This window comes from Natrinema sp. 74 (assembly GCF_046097095.1).
Taxonomy (GTDB): domain Archaea; phylum Halobacteriota; class Halobacteria; order Halobacteriales; family Natrialbaceae; genus Natrinema.
Window position 1 is genome coordinate 3,356,373 of record NZ_CP175698.1, and the last position, 15,543, is coordinate 3,371,915.

Here is a 15,543-nt window from a genome sequence, read left to right on the forward strand (position 1 = left end):
GTTACTGACCCTCCGCGCGTTCGGGGTGGAGTTCGTCCGCGAGCGGGCTGTTCTCGTCGAAGGTCACCAGGTCCTCCTCGTCGACGTCGACGACGTAGGACGGGACGCGGTGGCGCTGGTCGCCGATCACGACGTGGCCGTGCGTGATGAACTGGCGTGCCTGCTCGGTCGTGTTCGCCAGTCCGTTCCGGTAGACGATCGTCTGCAGCCGGCGCTCTAAGATGTCCTCGATCTCGAGCGACAGAATGTCGCCGAGCTCGTCGGTTTCGTCGAGAATGCCGACGCGCTTGAGTCGTCCGAGGAACTCCTCGGAGCGGCGGACGACGGTCTCGTCGTCCTGGGCCTGGCCGAGCAGGTCGCGGGCCTCGCGCCGGTAGGAGCGAAGCTCGGACTGGGCGCGCCAGAGTTCTTCCTTGTTCTTGAGCCCGTAGCGGTCGATGAGGGAGTGTTCGGAGGCGATGCGCTCACCCTGATAAGGGTGGTTCGGCGTCTCGTACTGCTTGGTGTCGGTGCCGAGTGGCATTATTCGCCCTCACCCTCTTCGCCGGCTTCTTCGGCCTGTTCTTCGCGGATCTCTTCGACGTTGACCCCGATGGTGCCCTCCGTACGACCGGTGGACTTCGTTCGCTGGCCGCGGACCTTCTGGCCGCGCTTGTGGCGAACGCCCTTGTAGGAGTCGATCATCTTCATCCGGTTGATGTCGTGCTGACGGGTCAACTGGAGATCGTTGCCGATCTCGTGAGTCGTCTCGCCGGTGTAGAAGTCCTCGCGGCGGTTGTTGAGCCAGTCGGGGACTTGGTCGGCGTAGTTCTCGACGACCTCGACGACCTCGTCGATGACGTCGTCGTCGAGTCGACCGAACGTCGCCGTCCGGTCGACGCCCGCTTCTTCGGCGATGAGACGGGCGGTTCGGCGGCCGATCCCGTTCATCTCCGTGAGCGAGCGCTCGACGGACTTCGTCCCATCGAGGTCGGTCTGCCCGATGCGGACGAAGTACTGGAGATCTTCGTCGTCCTGTTGTTCTTGAGGTTCTTCCGCGCTCATGTGTCGTGTATTTGTGTCTGGTCTGCGTGCGTTGCAAATCGACTGGCGGGAAAACGCCAGCGGAGTATCCGACGTTGTGGCGGGGATTCGAACCCCGGAGGCTTGACGCCACATGGTTAGCAACCATGCGCCTTGGGCCGCTTGGCTACCACAACACGGTCGGTTTATCATCGCCCTCGCGGACTCGGGGATCGCTCCCCTACACGTATTGCACCCGGACCTACCCCCGTCGACTACTTAAGCGCAACGAAAGGTGGCGACGGTCCCGGAGCGATAGGCCAGGTACCAATTCGCATTCGATGCGAAAGCTGCACCCGAACACGGTCGGAGTGTGCGGTCAAGCCAGGTCCGATCGGCCGACGCTACGCGCCGGCGTATTCCTCGATGTACTTTTCGTTTACCTCCCACTCGCCCTCGTCGTTTTGGACCATGTACTCGCCGTAATAGGGAACACGGTTCGCGACGACCTCGCGGAACGCTTCGCGGATTTCGGGGTTCGTCATCTCGCCCATCGGCCTGAGGTCGTCGTTGCGGTTGAGACACCCCTTCAGGTAGCCCTCGTGGGTGACCCGAACGCGGTGGCAGTTCGCACAGAACGTGGGGTTCTCGACGGGATCGACGATTTCGACCATTCCGCGGTCGCCGTCCTCGTTCCCGCTGATCCAGTACCGCTTCCGGTCGTGCATCTCTCGGTGCTCGATCTCGTCGGCCTGCTCGGCCAACCAGTCGTGAACCCGCTGGATGTCGATATTCCACTCGGGCTTGCCCGTTAGCTCGGGCATGTACTCGATCAGCTGGAGCTGAAGCCCGTCGTTTTCCGCGACGTGATCGACCATCTCCGGTACGTATCCCGCTGTGTGCTCGAAGACGACCATGTTGAGTTTGACCGGGTCGAGGCCCGCCTCGAGCGCCGCGTCGACCCCTTCGATGACCCGCTCGTAGGCTCCGCTCTTGGTGATCTCGGCGAAATCTGCAGGGTCGAGCGCGTCCTGGGAGACGTTGACTCGCTCGAGGCCGGCGTCGACCAGCCCCTCGGCGCGGCCGGGAAGGAACGTGCCGTTGGTCGTCAGCGAGACCTCCATCTCGTCGGGCGTGCGTGCGATGATCTCCTCGAGATCGTCTCGGAGCATCGGCTCGCCGCCGGTGAACTTCACCGCGTCGACGTCGAACTCGGCGGCGACCTCGAGAAAGCGAACGACGTCGTCGGTCGACATCTCGTCGTCCTGCGGGTCCATCGGCCCGCGAGTATCGCCTAACCCCTCGTTGTGACAGTAGACGCAGTCGAAGTTACACCGATCGGTCAGCGAGACGCGGACCCCGGTCACCTCGCGCCCGAACTTGTCGGTGAGCATGCTATCGAATTACAGTCGGACCTGCTTAAACGCGCCGGGGAATTCACCGTTTCGTAACCGGTTTGGGTTTCGTTTGCTGTCAGCGATCAACGACTATCAGGTCCGCTGGTCGGTCGGCGAGCAGGCAGTCGCTATCGGTGAATCGGGCGAGAGCGTAAGCGGTGTTGTCCCTCGAACCGTTTCCGCCAACGGCAGAAGACCTACCCCACTCACGCCCGAACGGGGGCGTATGGACGAGGACATGCTCGCGGACCAGCGCCGCCTCGTAGAACTCATCGAAGACGAGGGATGGGACGTGACCGACCTCGAGATTTCGGCCTACGACAGCCCGTGGGCCGACGAGGACGATCCAGAGGCGACCGTGACGATCACTGCGCGAAAGCCCTACGAGAGCGACCACGACGGCGGCGACGAGGACGACGAGAGCCCGTTTCGAGTGAAGTAGGGAGCGCGACGCAGGTTCTCGAACGATATCCGTTCGACGTAGCCGTCGTGATCCGCCTCGCTCGAGCTGATCGCCTCGATCGAGAAATTCGAAGTCTCTCCGTCACCGAATTCCGCTCACAGCGAGCGAGTAGATCGGGGACCTATAGGCGTTCGTTCCGAGTCAGCCCTTGATGTTACACACGGGGAACGTCCGCGCCACCTTGTCGCCGATGCCGAGTTCGTCTGAGACGCGGACGACTTCGTCGACGTCCTTGTAGACGCCCGGCGCTTCCTCGGCCACGGTCGCACCCGACTGGGCCTTGACGTAGATCTGGTTTTGCTCCTGGAGTTGCTGTTGTACGTCGCCGCCCCAGTACTCGTTTTTGGCCTGCGTACGGCTCATCAGCCGACCTGCACCGTGGGCCGTCGAGCCGAAGGTGAGATCCATCGAGTTGTCGCCGCCTCGGAGGACGTAGCTTCCGGCACCCATGCTGCCGGGGATGATCACCGGCTGGCCGACATCGCGGTACGCGTTCGGAATTTCGGGGTGGCCGGCGGGAAACGCCCGCGTCGCCCCCTTGCGGTGGACGTAGAGGTCGCGTTCGTCCCCGTCGTCGCCGACGGTATGCGTCTCCTTTTTCGCGATGTTGTGGGCCACGTCGTACAGCAGATCCATCTCCATCTCCTCCCACGAGCGGCCGAAGACGCGCTCGAAGACCTGCCGCGTGCGGTGCATGATCAGCTGGCGGTTGACCCACGCGAAGTTGATCGCCGCGTTCATCGCGCCGTAGTAGTCCTCGGCAAGTTGGGATCCGGCCGGAGCCGCGGCCAGTTCCTTGTCCGGCAACTGGTTCAACAGCCCCTGATGTTGCTGTTCGATCTTCCGAAGATAGTCGTTGCACGTCTGGTGGCCCAGCCCGCGCGAACCGCAGTGGATCAACACGACGATCTGGTCTTCCGTCAATCCGAACGCCTCGCCGACCTCGTCGTCGAAGACGTCGGTCACGCGTTGGACCTCGAGGAAGTGGTTCCCCGAGCCCAGCGAGCCGATCTGGTTCTTCCCGCGGTCCTTGGCCTTCTGACTGACCTTGTCGGGATCCGCACCCTCGCGCATCCCCTCGTCCTCGCAGTGCAGCAGGTCGTCCTCGACGGCGTGGCCGTTCTCGAGCGCCCAGTCGACGCCGCGGGCGAGGATCTCGTCGACGGTGTCGACGCCGGCCTCGACGATACCGCCGCCACCAAGACCTGACGGAATATTGGTGAACAGCGAGTCGACAAGCTCCTCCTCGCGGCCCTGCAGGTCGTCGTAGGTCAGGTTCGTCCGCATCATGCGGACGCCGCAATTGATGTCGTAGCCGACCGCTCCCGGCGAAATGCAGCCGTTCTCGGCGTCGAGCGCGCCGACCCCGCCGACAGGGAAGCCATAGCCCTGATGGCCGTCGGGCATACAGATCGCGTGAGTGGTGATTCCGGGGAGATGGGTCGTATTCGTGATCTGCTCGAGCGTCTTGTCGTCTTTGATCTCCTCGAGCAGCGCTTCGCTGGCCAGTACGCGTGCAGGGGCGCGCATCCCGTCGGTCTGGGGAATCTCCCAGACGTACTCACGCACCCGCTCGAGCGTGATGCCATTGGCGTCGAACGTGGTCATACTCGAACGTCGGGTCGCATCGAAGAAAGATGTTCGTCTCTCGACTCGCGGTCAGCGAGTGCGGCGGCGGAATCGAGTCCGATCGGCTCGCTCAGACGTCGAACACGACGTACGCGTCCCAGCCCTCGTCGGTCCCGCTCGCACCATCGACGCGCTCGAGTCGCATTTCAGAATAGGTCACGGCCTTTACCTCGCGAGCGTCGACGTCGGTCAGCGGGATGCCGCGTGCGCTTCCCTCGAGAGACCACATCTCGGACCCGTCGGCGGATTCGTCGACGGTGATCGAGTCGACGCAGTGGTCGACGGGCAGTTCCGCGCGCACGTCCCGCAGGTAGATCAGTTCGTCGAGGGAGTCAAAGAGCAGCGCCTCGCGATTCTCGGCGGTGACGGAGAAGGAAAATCGATCGCCACTCCCGCCCGCATCTGCAGCCGGAATGTCGTCGCACGACGCGGCCGCGAGGCCGTCGGCCACCGCCGCGAAAACCGCCTCGAGCGACTCGCCGGTCGCCGACACCGCGACGTCGGCCGTGTGGTCGCGCAGTTCGAACCCCATTCGGACCTCGCTTCGGCGGTCGGGGTCCTATGTCCGTCGGTTCGAGCGTGTCTCGCGGTCGGACGCGGACATGTATCACCGCGACGTATCGATACCCTCTGACCTTCCGGAGGACCGACTGCCGGTGGAATTATATTGGCGACGCTGGTAGTATGGACTAGTGAGCGTCAACATCGACAGTCGCGTCGTCGCCCCGGGGAGCGACGATTTCGTCGACGAAGCCTGGCAGCTAAAAGAGGCGATCAACCGTCAGGAAGGTGTGCTCAAGCAGCGATACGACTTCTTCACCGACGCGTATCGCCGGTCGAAAGTACACTGTTACGTCCAAGACGGAGAGCTAATTGGGTTCGCTGCCGTTCGCCGCGACGGATATATTCTCTTTCTGGCGGTCTCGCCTGAGTACCGCGGCGAAGGGATCGGCAAACGGCTCGTCGCCCACGTGGCCGACGACCACGACACGATCACGTGTCACGCCCGCACAAGCAACGAGAACGCCCTCCAGTTTTACGAGCATCTCGGCTTCGAGATCAAACGCCGGATCGATAACTATTACGAGGACGGCGGCGACGCCTATTACCTGAAACTCGGGGCCGACGTCGGGATTGCCGACCGAATAACGGACCTGATTCGTCGGTAACGGGCCGATCGAACACGACAGCGCTCGCGTTCGACGCTCACAACGGGGACCGACGACGGCACTCGCGTTCGCACTATTCGGCAGGATTATAGCCCCCCATCCACGACTACCCAAGTCGTATGGAGGAGCGAACGAGGGCCTATCTTCGGGGGCGATTCCGCGATCACTACCGGCGCACGGAGATCACACCGCCGCCCGCCGCGAACGAGCGCGAGTGGGGCTTTATCCCCTGGACAGAAGGCCCGGACACGACGATGGTCCGCCACCGATCGCTCCTCGAGTTGGGCGATCTCTCGGAGTTCCTCGTCCGAAAGCGCCCGCGACACGTCTACTTCTCCGCGGGACGCTTTCGGGATCCCGGTGCGAGTTCGATGCACGCCAAAGATTGGCAGTCGGCGGATCTCGTCTTCGATCTCGACGCCGACCATCTGCCGAGTGTTACCCTCGGCGAGGACAGCTATGCCGAGATGCTCGCGAAATGTAAAGACGCTCTCCGCCGACTGCTCGAGTTCCTCATCGATGACTTCGCCTTCGAGGACCTCGAGATCGTCTTCTCGGGCGGCCGGGGCTATCACGTCCACGTCCGCGACGAGAACGTCTTGCACCTCGAGCGGGAGCACCGCCGCGAGATCGTCGATTACGTCCGCGGCATCGGCCTCGAGTACGACGAACTGATCGAGACCGAGACCGTCGCGGGGCTGGGCCGAAAGACGCCGACGGAGCGTCGGACGCTCCAGATCGAAGGCGGGTGGGGAGCCAGAACGCACGAGCACTTCATGGCCTTCGTGGACGAACTGCTCGAGTTAGACGACGACGCGGCCCTCGAGCGCTTACAGGCGTTCGACGGCATCGGCGAAGGCAAAGCCGAGGCCACGTTGAACGCGGCCCGAACCAACCGCGACGGGCTCGAGGCGGGCAACGTCACCGTCCACACCGCGATCGCCCAGTTGGCCGAACGGTTCGCCGAGAGGGCCGTCGAGCGAGATAACGCGCCGATCGACGAACCGGTCACCACGGACACGAACCGGCTCATCCGTCTCCCGGGAAGTCTCCACGGCGGCAGCGGTCTGCAGACGGTGCGCCTCGAGCGCGACGAACTCGACGGATTCGATCCGATCGTCGACGCCGTCCCCGAAACGTTCACGGGTCACGAAATCGCCGTCGACGTGACCGACGGCGGCGAGGTCGAACTGGGAGGAGACAGCTTTACGGTCCGGGAAGGCGACCAGTCACTACCGGAGTACGTCGCCGTGTTCCTGATGGCACGCGGCCGAGCCGAGAAGGAAAAAGAATGAATTTAGACGAGTTGCGGTCGGTCCAGAGCAAGGAGCGCCAGAAGGACAGCCTCCAGAACCTGCGCCCCTCGTTCTATCAGGAAGTCGGCGAGTACATCGCCGAGCTGGAGGACGAACGCGACCGCGTCGCCGAGCGAGTCGACGATCCGTTTGCCTCCCCCGAAGTGGGCCGCCTGACCGACGAGATCGAGACTGCCAAGGACGTCGTCGAGGCGATCTACGAACGGCGGATGGGCAAACTCGTCAAACAGGCCAGCCTCGCCGCGGCCGGGATGCCGGCCGACGACGAGGGGTTGACCGCCGAGGAAGTCGACCTGTTCGACGATCTCGTCGATCGCATCGGATCGAATAAGTCTCGCGTGCTCGACGTCCTCGAGGGCGCTGAGGCATCGCCGGCCGAGTCCGACGCTGCGAACGACACGGCGGCTGCGCCCGATCCGACCCACACCGAGGAAACACGTGACCCACAGTCCGCCTCGGTCGAGTCGGCTCCTGAGGACGCATCGACGGCATCGACGGATGATTCCCCACCAGTTCCGCCGGAAGAACCGCCGGTGAGCGCCGACCCGGCATCCGAGACGGAGACGGGAACCGGAACGGCGGACTCGAGTGGCGTCTCCGCCGCCGATGTCATGGGCGGTGACGGGCCACCGACGCAGTCGTCCGGACCGCGACGCGAGGCCGAATCCGACGAACCGGCTGCGGATCCCGCTTCCGAACCCGACACCGAGGTCGGCTCCACGATGTCCGAGGCCGACGACGAGACGGCGGACGCAGGTGCGGACGGATCGACCGCTCCCGAGTCCGCCGACGTCGACCGGACGACCGTCCGAATCACCAGCGATATCGGCTCGATCCTCGGCGTAGACGACCGTGAGTACACGCTGACGAGCGACGACGTGGTGACGTTGCCGGAACAAAATGCCGCTCCGCTGGTCGATCGGGAGGCGGCCGAACGGCTCGAGTAACTGCGTCACCGCGATCGGCAATATATCCCCGCTCGCTGCCGCTTCTGTAGGCGTTTGTACGAAAAAGAGAGTTCCGTGTGGAACCGTAACGTATACGGGAGCCGTCGCTAACTCCCGTGCATGCTCGACGTCGGCGATCAAGCACCGGAGTTCGAACTGCGGAACCAACACGGCGAGACGGTCCGCCGCTCGGATTTCGAGGGTCAATGGCTGGTCGTCTACTTCTATCCGCGGGCGAACACTGAGGGCTGCACCACCGAAGCCTGTGGATTCAACGACGCGCTCTCCCGATTTACAGACCGCGACGCCGCGGTCGTCGGGATCAGCGACGATTCCGTCGACGATATCGCCGACTTCGCGGCCGAGTACGAACTCGAGTTCGATCTCCTCTCGGACGAGTTCGGCGAAGTCGCGACGCTCTACGAGTCCTACGGCGAAAAGCGGCTGTTCGGAAACACCTTCGACGGCGTCTTCCGCAACACGTATCTCGTCGGACCGGACGGTCGTATCGAGACGGTCTACGAGGGCGTCTCGCCCGACGGCCACGCCGACGAGGTTCTCGCGGACCTCGAGGCGGTCGATATCGCCCACTGAGGTATCGGTCGCACGGGACTCGGCTTACCGGTCCGATTCCGGGGACGGGTCGGCCGCCCCCAGAACGCGGACGCGGCCCGTGTCCGTGACCCGGAGCAGGTACTCCTCGAGCGATAGCTCGATGGTGACGGTGCCCTCGCGTTGGTTGTGTGTGACGAGCGCATCGAGGGCCTCGGGGTCGACGTGATCGTACAGCGTGAAGCCGAGTTCTGTCGAACACTCGATCGGGTCGGTGTCGAGCGCGGTTGCGATCGCGTAGACGGCGGCGATACTGGCCGGCGTCGTCTCGTCGTACGTCCGCTCGGCGAGTATCGGCCGCCCGTTTGGCGGATCGCGGTCGGAGTCGGTCATGCTCCGTCTTCCCTCCCCCGACGTTCTCGTGACACGGCGATTCGCTGACACCGGTCGGTCGGTATTCCGCCCATTACCGGCTGGTACCAGCTTCTCCCCCACGAAGCTTCGGCTTGAATGGTGAGTTTGATCGACGTGACGATATCAGTACTTCGATCTCAGTACACATGGAGACCGTGTCTCTTCCCCTTTCGCGGTGGACGAGTCGACTCGTCCGGCCTAGTTTCGCGGGGCTGAAGATATGGAATAGACTTTTGTCGACACAAGTACACTTTCTGGACGCCATGACTTCCCTGATGAACGCTCCCACTGACCATGTCTAAAGCGGACGCCATCGAAGCGCTGGAAGAACTCGGGCTTCGTAAATACGAGGCGCAGTGTTTCGTCGCGTTGACGCAGCTTTCGGAGGGGACTGCCAACGAGATCAGTCAGGTCGCCGACGTTCCGCAGTCGCGGGTCTACGATGTCGTCGATCAACTCCACCGTCTCGGCCTCGTCGACGTACAGGAATCCGATCCGCGCCGATACACCGTCGTCCCCGTAGAGGCCGCTCGAGAGCGACTCCGACGGGAGTACCGCGACCACCTCGAGACCGCGACGGCCCATTTGCAGGAACTCGAACAGCGGACGATCGACGAAGACGGCGTCTGGCAAGTCGCAGGTCCCCGCGACGTCGACAATCGGACCCGGACGGCCCTCGCGGACGCGACGAGCGAGGCCTATCTCCTCGCGGCCGACGGGAGCGTCCTCGAGGAGCCGCTACTCGAGGCACTCGACGCGGCGCGCGACCGAAACGTCACCGTATTCGTTGAAGTCCCCTCGGAGGCCGACCGGCGACGCGTTCACGACATCGTGCCGACGGCCGCGGTCGCCGTCTCCGACTTCGCGTTCGATTCGCACGTTCGAGTCGAGCGATCGCTCGGCCGCCTGCTGCTGGTCGACCGGCGGACAGTCGTCCTGAGCGCGCTGACGGCGGGTCTCATTCCGGACGAGCGGACGGAGTCCGGGATCTGGGCCAGCGAGCGCGGCCACGGGCTCGTCGGCTGGTTCCGGTACGCCCTCGAGTGGCGACTGGCGCGCCTCGAGTTCGTCACCGGTGACGGCTCACTGACGGGCGATGTCGCTGCCGACTGTGAAACATGCGAAGAATGAATCGCCGTCACCCGAGCCGCGGTCGGCGGCCTTACTGGAAGGTCCGCCCGACCTGCTCTTCCTGTGCGGGCTCGGCCTGCTGGAACTCCTCTTCGAGTTCCTCGTACTGCTCTCGGGCTTCGGGAGTCACGCTCGGGCTAACCTCGTCGAGCGCGTGCTCGAAGTGTTCACGGCTGATGCGGACGTTACCGATGGTGTCGTCCATCTCTTCGGGATCGACCGAGTTGATGAACTCGCGGCTGGCGGCCATCGACGCTTCGCGACAGACCGCTTCGATGTCGGCACCGACGTAGCCCTCCGTCTCGCTCGCGAGCCACTCGAGGTCGACCGCGTCGGCCAGGGGCTTGCTACGGGTGTGGACCTCGAAGATCCTCTTGCGACCGTCTTCGTCGGGGACCGGGACGTGGACATGGCGGTCGAGCCGGCCCGGCCGGAGCAGGGCGCTGTCGATCAGGTCCGGCCGGTTGGTCGTCGCGATGACGACGACGTCCTCGAGTTCCTCGAGACCGTCGAGTTCGGTCAGCAGCTGGGAGACGACACGCTCGCCGACGCCGGAGTCACCCTGACGCTGGCCGCGTTCGCCCGCGATCGAGTCGATCTCGTCGAAGAAGATCACGGTCGGGGCGTTCTCGCGGGCCTTCTCGAAGACCTCGCGGACGCCCTTCTCGGACTCCCCGACGTACTTATTCAGCAGTTCGGGGCCTTTGATCGAGATGAAGTTCGACTGGGCCTCGTTGGCGACGGCCTTCGCGAGCAGCGTCTTCCCGGTGCCCGGCGGGCCGTACATGAGGACGCCCTTGGCGGCCTCCATGTCCATCTGCTCGAACACCTCGGGGTAGTCGAGCGGCCACTGGATCGTCTCGCGGAGGCGCTCTTTGGTGTCGCCGAGGCCGCCGACGTCGTTCCACGTGACGTCGGGCACCTCGACGAAGACCTCGCGCAGCGCCGAGGGCTGGATGCCCTTGAGTGCCTCCTTGACGTCGCCCTCGCTGACCTCGAGCGACTCGAGGACGTCGGCGTCGATCTCTTCGGACTCTAAGTCGAGTTCGGGACGGATGCGCCGCAACGCGTTCATCGCGCTCTCGCGAGCCAGCGACTCGAGGTCGGCCCCGACGAAGCCGTGGGTGTTCTCGGCGTACTGCTCGAGGTCGACCCCTTCGTCGAGGGGCATCCCGCGGGTGTGGACCTGCAGGATCTCCTTGCGGCCCTCCTTGTCGGGGACGCCGATCTCGATTTCGCGGTCGAAGCGACCGCCGCGGCGGAGCGCGGGATCGATTGCGTCGACGCGGTTGGTCGCAGCGATGACCGTGACGCGACCACGTTCCTCGAGGCCATCCATCAGGCTGAGCAGTTGCGCGACGACGCGCCGTTCGACGTCACCGCCGGCCTCCTCGCGCTTGGCGGCGATGGAATCGAGTTCGTCGATGAAGACGATCGCGGGCGCGTTCTCCTCGGCCTCCTCGAAGACCTCGCGGAGCTGCTCTTCGCTCTCGCCGTAGTACTTCGACATGATCTCCGGCCCGGAAATCGTCTCGAAGTGGGCGTCGATCTCGTTGGCGACGGCTTTGGCCATCAGGGTCTTCCCGGTCCCCGGCGGGCCGTGTAGCAGGACGCCCTTCGGCGGTTCGATGCCGAGCTGTTGGAACAGCTCGGGGTGGCGCATCGGCAACTCGATCATCTCGCGAACCTGGTCGAGTTCGTCGTCTAACCCGCCGATGTCCTCGTAGGTGACGTTCGGGACACCCTCGGCGGATGCGCCGCTCCCGGAGCTGACCTGTTCGGCCGGCGTCTCGGAGATTTCGATGCTCGTCGAATCGGTGATGACGACCGTTCCGGACGGCGAGGTGCTCGCAATCTTCAGCGGCACCGATTGGCCAGAGCTGGCCATCGGGCCGAACGACAACGAGAACGGAACCGTCTGGCCTTCGGTGACGGCCTGACCGGAAAGCTTGTCGCGGACGAGCGGGCCGATGTCGCCGCGGATCCGCAGGTTCTGTGGCAGCGCCACGGTGACGGACTTCGCGGGCTTGACGTCGGCCGATTCGACGGTAACGCTGTCGTCGATCCCGACGTCGGCCTCCTGACGGAGGCGGCCGTCGATCCGGACGATTCCGCGTCCCTCATCTTCTGGGTAACCGGGCCAGACGCGCGCGACGGCCTGTCCGTCGCCCTTGCCCTCGATAACGATGTAGTCTCCGTTCTCGAGGCCGAGCTCGTTCATCGAGACGCGATCGATCGCGGCCAATCCGCGGCCCGCGTCCTTCTGCTTCAGGGGTTTGACGGTGAGCTTCATAGTTCCTCCTCCAGTTCGACAGTGAGGACCCCATTTTTGATAAACGTGTGCGCGTCGTCGACCGCCACGGGAAGATCGATCTCGTACTGCTCATCGTCAACGACGACGATGACCGTGTCATCGACGAAATCGACGGAGGCGTCGGCTCCGTCGGTGCCGAAGTCGACGGCCAGCACCGTGCCGTCGTCGTAGTCGTACCGACGGGCTAACTGCCCCTCTTCACGAGTGAATTGTTCGAGAGTCATGCTTCAACTAACCCGAGGTAAGCACCGGAGACATATAAGTGTTTCTCCGCGAATCGCAGTACGGCAATGCGTCCGGGAGAAAAGTGATTGTTCGCAGTTCACAGCTGCGGCCGTCCGTGGAACGCTCGATCGAGTCAATCACGTTCGTTTCGTTCGCCGCGTGTATAGCCCCGCTGCTGGCGTTTTCCGGTCGCCCGGCTCGTGACTTTATACTGGTCCCGATCGTTTCACCACGCATGGAAACGGTATCACACAACGGTCGGGAGACGGCGTACGAGATCGTCGATCGGGGCGGTAGCGGTCCACCGATCTGCTGTCTCCACGGAAGCGGCGGCTCGCGCGACGTCTGGACCGGTCAGCACCCGCTCGCGGATCGGTATCCACTCGTCGCAGTCGATCTCAGCGGCCACGGCGATTCGGACGACGTCGATGCGAGTGCCGGCTACACGGCGCTGTCGGCCTACGCGGACGACGTGCTGGCCGTCGCCGAGGCGACCGACGCCCGGGTCCTACTGGGAAACTCGCTCGGCGGAGCCATCGTCTTGCACGTCCTGCTCGAGCGGTCGTTCGACCCCGACGCGGTCGTCTTGACGGGCACCGGCGCTCGCCTCGGCGTCCTCGATGACCTCCTCGAGTGGCTCGACGACGATTTCGAGCGAGCGGTCGAGTTCCTCCACGAGCCGGATCGGCTCTTTCACGATCCCGCTCCCGACCAGCGAGAGCGGTCGATGGAGCGAATGTACGACTGCGGACGGGCGGTGACGCGCCGTGACTTCCTGACCTGCCACGAGTTCGACGTTCGCAATCGGCTCGGCGACATCGAGACGCCCGCGCTCGCGGCGTACGGCGAGTACGACCAATTGACCCCGCCGTGGTTCCACGAGTATCTCGCCGACGAGATCGAACGTGGCGAACTGGCCGAAATCGAGAACGCGGGCCATCTGTCGATGCTCGAGCGGCCGGCGGCGTTCAACGCGGTCGTCGACGAGTTTCTGACGGGCGTCGACGGGTGAGCGAGCGACACGGCCCATCGTGCGTGCGGTCGATCGTTCGCGGAAACACCGCATGGGCTACGATGCGATCCGCTTGCCGGTGACGCATTGTGACGATGAGATCGGCCCCTATCTGGTCGATATTGTCAACCGCGGTTCAATGGCGCTCAGTAGAGATCGTCGAGGTCGGCCTCCTCGTGGGCGTGTTCCTCGGCGGGGAACGCGCCCGACGTGACGGCCGAGACGTAGTCGTCGATCGCCGACTCCATCTCGGCGCGGACGTTCCCGAACTGCTTCGAAAACGAGGGCGTCCACTCGCTCAACCCGACGGCGTCGTCGACCACGAGGACCTGCCCGTCGCAGTCGGGACCCGCTCCGATCCCGATCGTCGGGATGTCGATCGCGTCGGTGACCTCGGCCGCGAGGTTCGACGGCACGTGTTCGAGGACGAGCGAAAACGCGCCCGCCTTCTCGTGAGCCTCCGCCAGTTCGAGGATGCGCTCGGCCGCCTCCCGATCCGTCCCCTGCCGGGGATAGCCGCCGTACTGGTTGACGTGCTGGGGCGTTAACCCGAGGTGGGCCATCACGGGAATCCCGAGTTGGACCAGCTTCTCGGTCAGTTCGACGGTGTGTGGCCCGCACTCGAGTTTGACCGCGTGGGCATCTTCCTCTTTGAGCATTCGGCCGGCGTTCTCGAGGCTCGCCGACTCGTCGACGCCGATCGAGAGGAATGGCATGTCGGCGACGATGAGGGCGTCCTCGGTCGCGCGCGCGACCGCGCCGGTGTGGCGCGCCATATCGTCGACGGTCACCGGAAGCGTCGTCTCGTAGCCCATGCTCGTGTTTCCGAGGCTGTCCCCGACGAGGATGATGTCGACGCCGGCCTCGTCGACGATTGCCGCCGTCGGCGCGTCGTAGGCCGTCAGCATCGTGATCGGCTCCTCGCCCGCCTTCGCTCGTACGTCCCGCACGGTAGGCATACCCACAGGTTGGTCTCCCGCGATTAAACGTCGTTGTTCTGCCGCGGCTCGCGACCACACCCGCGACGCTTAAGAGGACTGGATCGCGATTTTCAACCGTGCCAGAACGCGTCGAAACGACCTCGCCCGACGGCGTCGACTACGGCTGGGTGATGCAGACGACGTTCGTCGCCACCATCATGGTCGGCGCGCCCGTCGTCGCCGGCCTGTCGACGACCGCCTCGCTGCCAACCTGGAACTCGCGCGCCGAGTTCGCGATCCGGATCGGAGCCGTCGTCTGGTTGCTCACGGCGATTACGGTCTTTACCTACGCGAAGCGTAAACAGGAATAGCCGATCCGACCGCCCGAAACGGACTTCAGACGCCGGACGGACTGTCGCCGACGAACTCGAAGGCGACGCCCGCTCGATCCGCCGTTTTCCGATCGCGCACCGAATCGCCGACGAACAGCGCCTGCTCGGGATCAGCGTCCAGTTTGCTGACGGTCGCGAGCAGCGGCTCTGGATCTGGTTTCCACGTCCCGACCGTGTCGCGCCCGACGACCGCGTCGACCGCCGGCTCGAGTGCGTGTTCCTCGAGCGCGATCCGGCAGGCTTGCTCGCAGTTCAACGAGCAGACGCCGGCGGGCACCGACCGCTCGAGCAACTCCTCGGCGTGGGCGAGCCGGTCCGACGTTCGCGCGCCGTCGTGTTCGTGGGCCGCGATGGCCGACTCCACCTCGGCGGCCAGCCCCGCATCGCTCGCCGTCTCGAGCATTCCCCAGAGCCCGTTGCCCGGCGGCTCGCGGTTCGCGTCGCGGTACACTTCGCGGACGTCGACGGCGACGGCGTTCCAGTCGACGTCAAGATCGACGAGCGTTCCGTCCAGGTCGTAGACGATGGCCTCGTATCCGGTCACGGCCCACCGTAGGTGCGGACGCCGAATATACTGTTCGGCGTCTCGTCGCTCCATCTCCGCTTCGCCGTTTCGGCCCCGTCTCGTTCTGACCCCGTCTCGCGTTCCGATCCCGTCTC

General features: G+C 64.5%; 18 protein-coding genes and 1 tRNA gene. 8 read left to right on the forward strand and 11 right to left on the reverse strand.

The genetic code is table 11. The features are described from left to right. Position 1 precedes the first annotated feature (1 nt). From ACJ70B_RS16715 to moaA, 4 genes are all read right to left on the reverse strand, one after another. Positions 2-523: a 30S ribosomal protein S4 gene (locus tag ACJ70B_RS16715; RefSeq protein WP_408958122.1), complete on the reverse strand. Its 522-nt coding sequence runs from the start codon at positions 521-523 to the stop codon at positions 2-4. Further along, positions 523-1,044 carry a 30S ribosomal protein S13 gene (locus tag ACJ70B_RS16720; RefSeq protein ID WP_408958123.1) on the reverse strand — a complete coding sequence of 174 codons (522 nt, stop codon included), beginning with the start codon at positions 1,042-1,044 and terminating at the stop codon, positions 523-525. The genes ACJ70B_RS16715 and ACJ70B_RS16720 overlap by 1 nt, the downstream gene beginning before the upstream one ends. Positions 1,045-1,116: 72 nt before the next feature. After that, positions 1,117-1,199 (reverse strand) — tRNA-Ser (locus ACJ70B_RS16725). 207 nt (positions 1,200-1,406) lie between these two features. After that, a complete protein-coding gene (gene moaA, locus ACJ70B_RS16730) occupies positions 1,407-2,396 on the reverse strand; it encodes a GTP 3',8-cyclase MoaA (protein WP_408958124.1) in 990 nt (329 codons plus the stop codon). 229 nt (positions 2,397-2,625) lie between these two features. On the opposite strand from moaA, the gene ACJ70B_RS16735 reads away from it, so the two are divergent. Beyond that, positions 2,626-2,841, forward strand: coding sequence for a hypothetical protein (locus ACJ70B_RS16735; protein ID WP_408958125.1), 216 nt, complete (start codon positions 2,626-2,628; stop codon positions 2,839-2,841). 162 nt (positions 2,842-3,003) lie between these two features. Here the strand turns inward: ACJ70B_RS16735 and ACJ70B_RS16740 are convergent, their stop codons facing one another. Together ACJ70B_RS16740 and ACJ70B_RS16745 are read right to left on the reverse strand one after the other, a co-directional pair. Beyond that, positions 3,004-4,470 (reverse strand): RtcB family protein, encoded by a 1,467-nt coding sequence (locus ACJ70B_RS16740; RefSeq protein WP_408958126.1) that lies wholly within the window; start codon positions 4,468-4,470, stop codon positions 3,004-3,006. Between the two features lie 91 nt (positions 4,471-4,561). Beyond that, complete coding sequence (locus tag ACJ70B_RS16745) at positions 4,562-5,023, reverse strand: archease (RefSeq protein ID WP_408958127.1); 462 nt, start codon at positions 5,021-5,023, stop codon at positions 4,562-4,564. 160 nt (positions 5,024-5,183) lie between these two features. On the opposite strand from ACJ70B_RS16745, the gene ACJ70B_RS16750 reads away from it, so the two are divergent. The 4 genes from ACJ70B_RS16750 to bcp all read left to right on the forward strand — a co-directional run bounded on the left by ACJ70B_RS16750 (position 5,184) and on the right by bcp (position 8,517). Beyond that, entirely contained in the window at positions 5,184-5,660 is a 477-nt protein-coding gene (locus ACJ70B_RS16750; protein WP_408958128.1) for a GNAT family N-acetyltransferase, read from the forward strand. Positions 5,661-5,779: 119 nt separating this feature from the next. After that, a complete protein-coding gene (gene priS, locus ACJ70B_RS16755; protein ID WP_408958129.1) occupies positions 5,780-6,955 on the forward strand; it encodes a DNA primase small subunit PriS in 1,176 nt (391 codons plus the stop codon). Next, the gene (locus ACJ70B_RS16760) at positions 6,952-7,923 is read left to right on the forward strand and encodes a hypothetical protein (RefSeq protein ID WP_408958130.1); all 972 of its coding nucleotides are present in this window, start codon (positions 6,952-6,954) and stop codon (positions 7,921-7,923) included. The genes priS and ACJ70B_RS16760 overlap by 4 nt, the downstream gene beginning before the upstream one ends. Positions 7,924-8,043: 120 nt before the next feature. After that, a complete protein-coding gene (gene bcp, locus ACJ70B_RS16765; protein WP_408958131.1) occupies positions 8,044-8,517 on the forward strand; it encodes a thioredoxin-dependent thiol peroxidase in 474 nt (157 codons plus the stop codon). 24 nt (positions 8,518-8,541) lie between these two features. On the opposite strand, the gene ACJ70B_RS16770 is transcribed toward bcp, so the two are convergent. Then, a complete protein-coding gene (locus ACJ70B_RS16770; protein ID WP_408958132.1) occupies positions 8,542-8,868 on the reverse strand; it encodes a HalOD1 output domain-containing protein in 327 nt (108 codons plus the stop codon). 315 nt (positions 8,869-9,183) lie between these two features. Here ACJ70B_RS16770 and ACJ70B_RS16775 point away from each other — a divergent pair, with 315 nt between their 5' ends. Beyond that, positions 9,184-10,020: a TrmB family transcriptional regulator gene (locus ACJ70B_RS16775; RefSeq protein WP_408958133.1), complete on the forward strand. Its 837-nt coding sequence runs from the start codon at positions 9,184-9,186 to the stop codon at positions 10,018-10,020. Between the two features lie 31 nt (positions 10,021-10,051). Here the strand turns inward: ACJ70B_RS16775 and ACJ70B_RS16780 are convergent, their stop codons facing one another. Together ACJ70B_RS16780 and ACJ70B_RS16785 are read right to left on the reverse strand one after the other, a co-directional pair. Further along, positions 10,052-12,313, reverse strand: coding sequence for a CDC48 family AAA ATPase (locus ACJ70B_RS16780; RefSeq protein WP_408958134.1), 2,262 nt, complete (start codon positions 12,311-12,313; stop codon positions 10,052-10,054). Continuing rightward, entirely contained in the window at positions 12,310-12,558 is a 249-nt protein-coding gene (locus tag ACJ70B_RS16785) for an Hsp20/alpha crystallin family protein (RefSeq protein WP_408958135.1), read from the reverse strand. Before ACJ70B_RS16785 ends, ACJ70B_RS16780 begins: the two co-directional genes overlap by 4 nt. Before the next feature lie 236 nt (positions 12,559-12,794). On the opposite strand from ACJ70B_RS16785, the gene ACJ70B_RS16790 reads away from it, so the two are divergent. Beyond that, entirely contained in the window at positions 12,795-13,571 is a 777-nt protein-coding gene (locus tag ACJ70B_RS16790) for an alpha/beta fold hydrolase (protein WP_408958136.1), read from the forward strand. Between the two features lie 146 nt (positions 13,572-13,717). Here the strand turns inward: ACJ70B_RS16790 and panB are convergent, their stop codons facing one another. Then, a complete protein-coding gene (panB, locus tag ACJ70B_RS16795) occupies positions 13,718-14,530 on the reverse strand; it encodes a 3-methyl-2-oxobutanoate hydroxymethyltransferase (protein WP_408958137.1) in 813 nt (270 codons plus the stop codon). Between the two features lie 98 nt (positions 14,531-14,628). On the opposite strand from panB, the gene ACJ70B_RS16800 reads away from it, so the two are divergent. Continuing rightward, positions 14,629-14,862 (forward strand): DUF5822 domain-containing protein, encoded by a 234-nt coding sequence (locus ACJ70B_RS16800; RefSeq protein ID WP_408958138.1) that lies wholly within the window; start codon positions 14,629-14,631, stop codon positions 14,860-14,862. A 25-nt stretch (positions 14,863-14,887) separates the two neighbouring features. Here the strand turns inward: ACJ70B_RS16800 and ACJ70B_RS16805 are convergent, their stop codons facing one another. Further along, complete coding sequence (locus ACJ70B_RS16805) at positions 14,888-15,427, reverse strand: HAD family hydrolase (RefSeq protein ID WP_408960127.1); 540 nt, start codon at positions 15,425-15,427, stop codon at positions 14,888-14,890. Positions 15,428-15,543: the final 116 nt, after the last annotated feature.

Coding starts and splice junctions, on each gene's coding strand:
- ACJ70B_RS16715 (WP_408958122.1), bottom strand. CDS start 523: ATGCCACTCGGCACCGACACCAAGCAGTACGAGACGCCGAACCACCCT.
- ACJ70B_RS16720 (WP_408958123.1), bottom strand. CDS start 1,044: ATGAGCGCGGAAGAACCTCAAGAACAACAGGACGACGAAGATCTCCAG.
- moaA (WP_408958124.1), bottom strand. CDS start 2,396: ATGCTCACCGACAAGTTCGGGCGCGAGGTGACCGGGGTCCGCGTCTCG.
- ACJ70B_RS16735 (WP_408958125.1), top strand. CDS start 2,626: ATGGACGAGGACATGCTCGCGGACCAGCGCCGCCTCGTAGAACTCATC.
- ACJ70B_RS16740 (WP_408958126.1), bottom strand. CDS start 4,470: ATGACCACGTTCGACGCCAATGGCATCACGCTCGAGCGGGTGCGTGAG.
- ACJ70B_RS16745 (WP_408958127.1), bottom strand. CDS start 5,023: ATGGGGTTCGAACTGCGCGACCACACGGCCGACGTCGCGGTGTCGGCG.
- priS (WP_408958129.1), top strand. CDS start 5,780: ATGGAGGAGCGAACGAGGGCCTATCTTCGGGGGCGATTCCGCGATCAC.
- ACJ70B_RS16760 (WP_408958130.1), top strand. CDS start 6,952: ATGAATTTAGACGAGTTGCGGTCGGTCCAGAGCAAGGAGCGCCAGAAG.
- bcp (WP_408958131.1), top strand. CDS start 8,044: ATGCTCGACGTCGGCGATCAAGCACCGGAGTTCGAACTGCGGAACCAA.
- ACJ70B_RS16770 (WP_408958132.1), bottom strand. CDS start 8,868: ATGACCGACTCCGACCGCGATCCGCCAAACGGGCGGCCGATACTCGCC.
- ACJ70B_RS16775 (WP_408958133.1), top strand. CDS start 9,184: ATGTCTAAAGCGGACGCCATCGAAGCGCTGGAAGAACTCGGGCTTCGT.
- ACJ70B_RS16780 (WP_408958134.1), bottom strand. CDS start 12,313: ATGAAGCTCACCGTCAAACCCCTGAAGCAGAAGGACGCGGGCCGCGGA.
- ACJ70B_RS16785 (WP_408958135.1), bottom strand. CDS start 12,558: ATGACTCTCGAACAATTCACTCGTGAAGAGGGGCAGTTAGCCCGTCGG.
- ACJ70B_RS16790 (WP_408958136.1), top strand. CDS start 12,795: ATGGAAACGGTATCACACAACGGTCGGGAGACGGCGTACGAGATCGTC.
- panB (WP_408958137.1), bottom strand. CDS start 14,530: ATGCCTACCGTGCGGGACGTACGAGCGAAGGCGGGCGAGGAGCCGATC.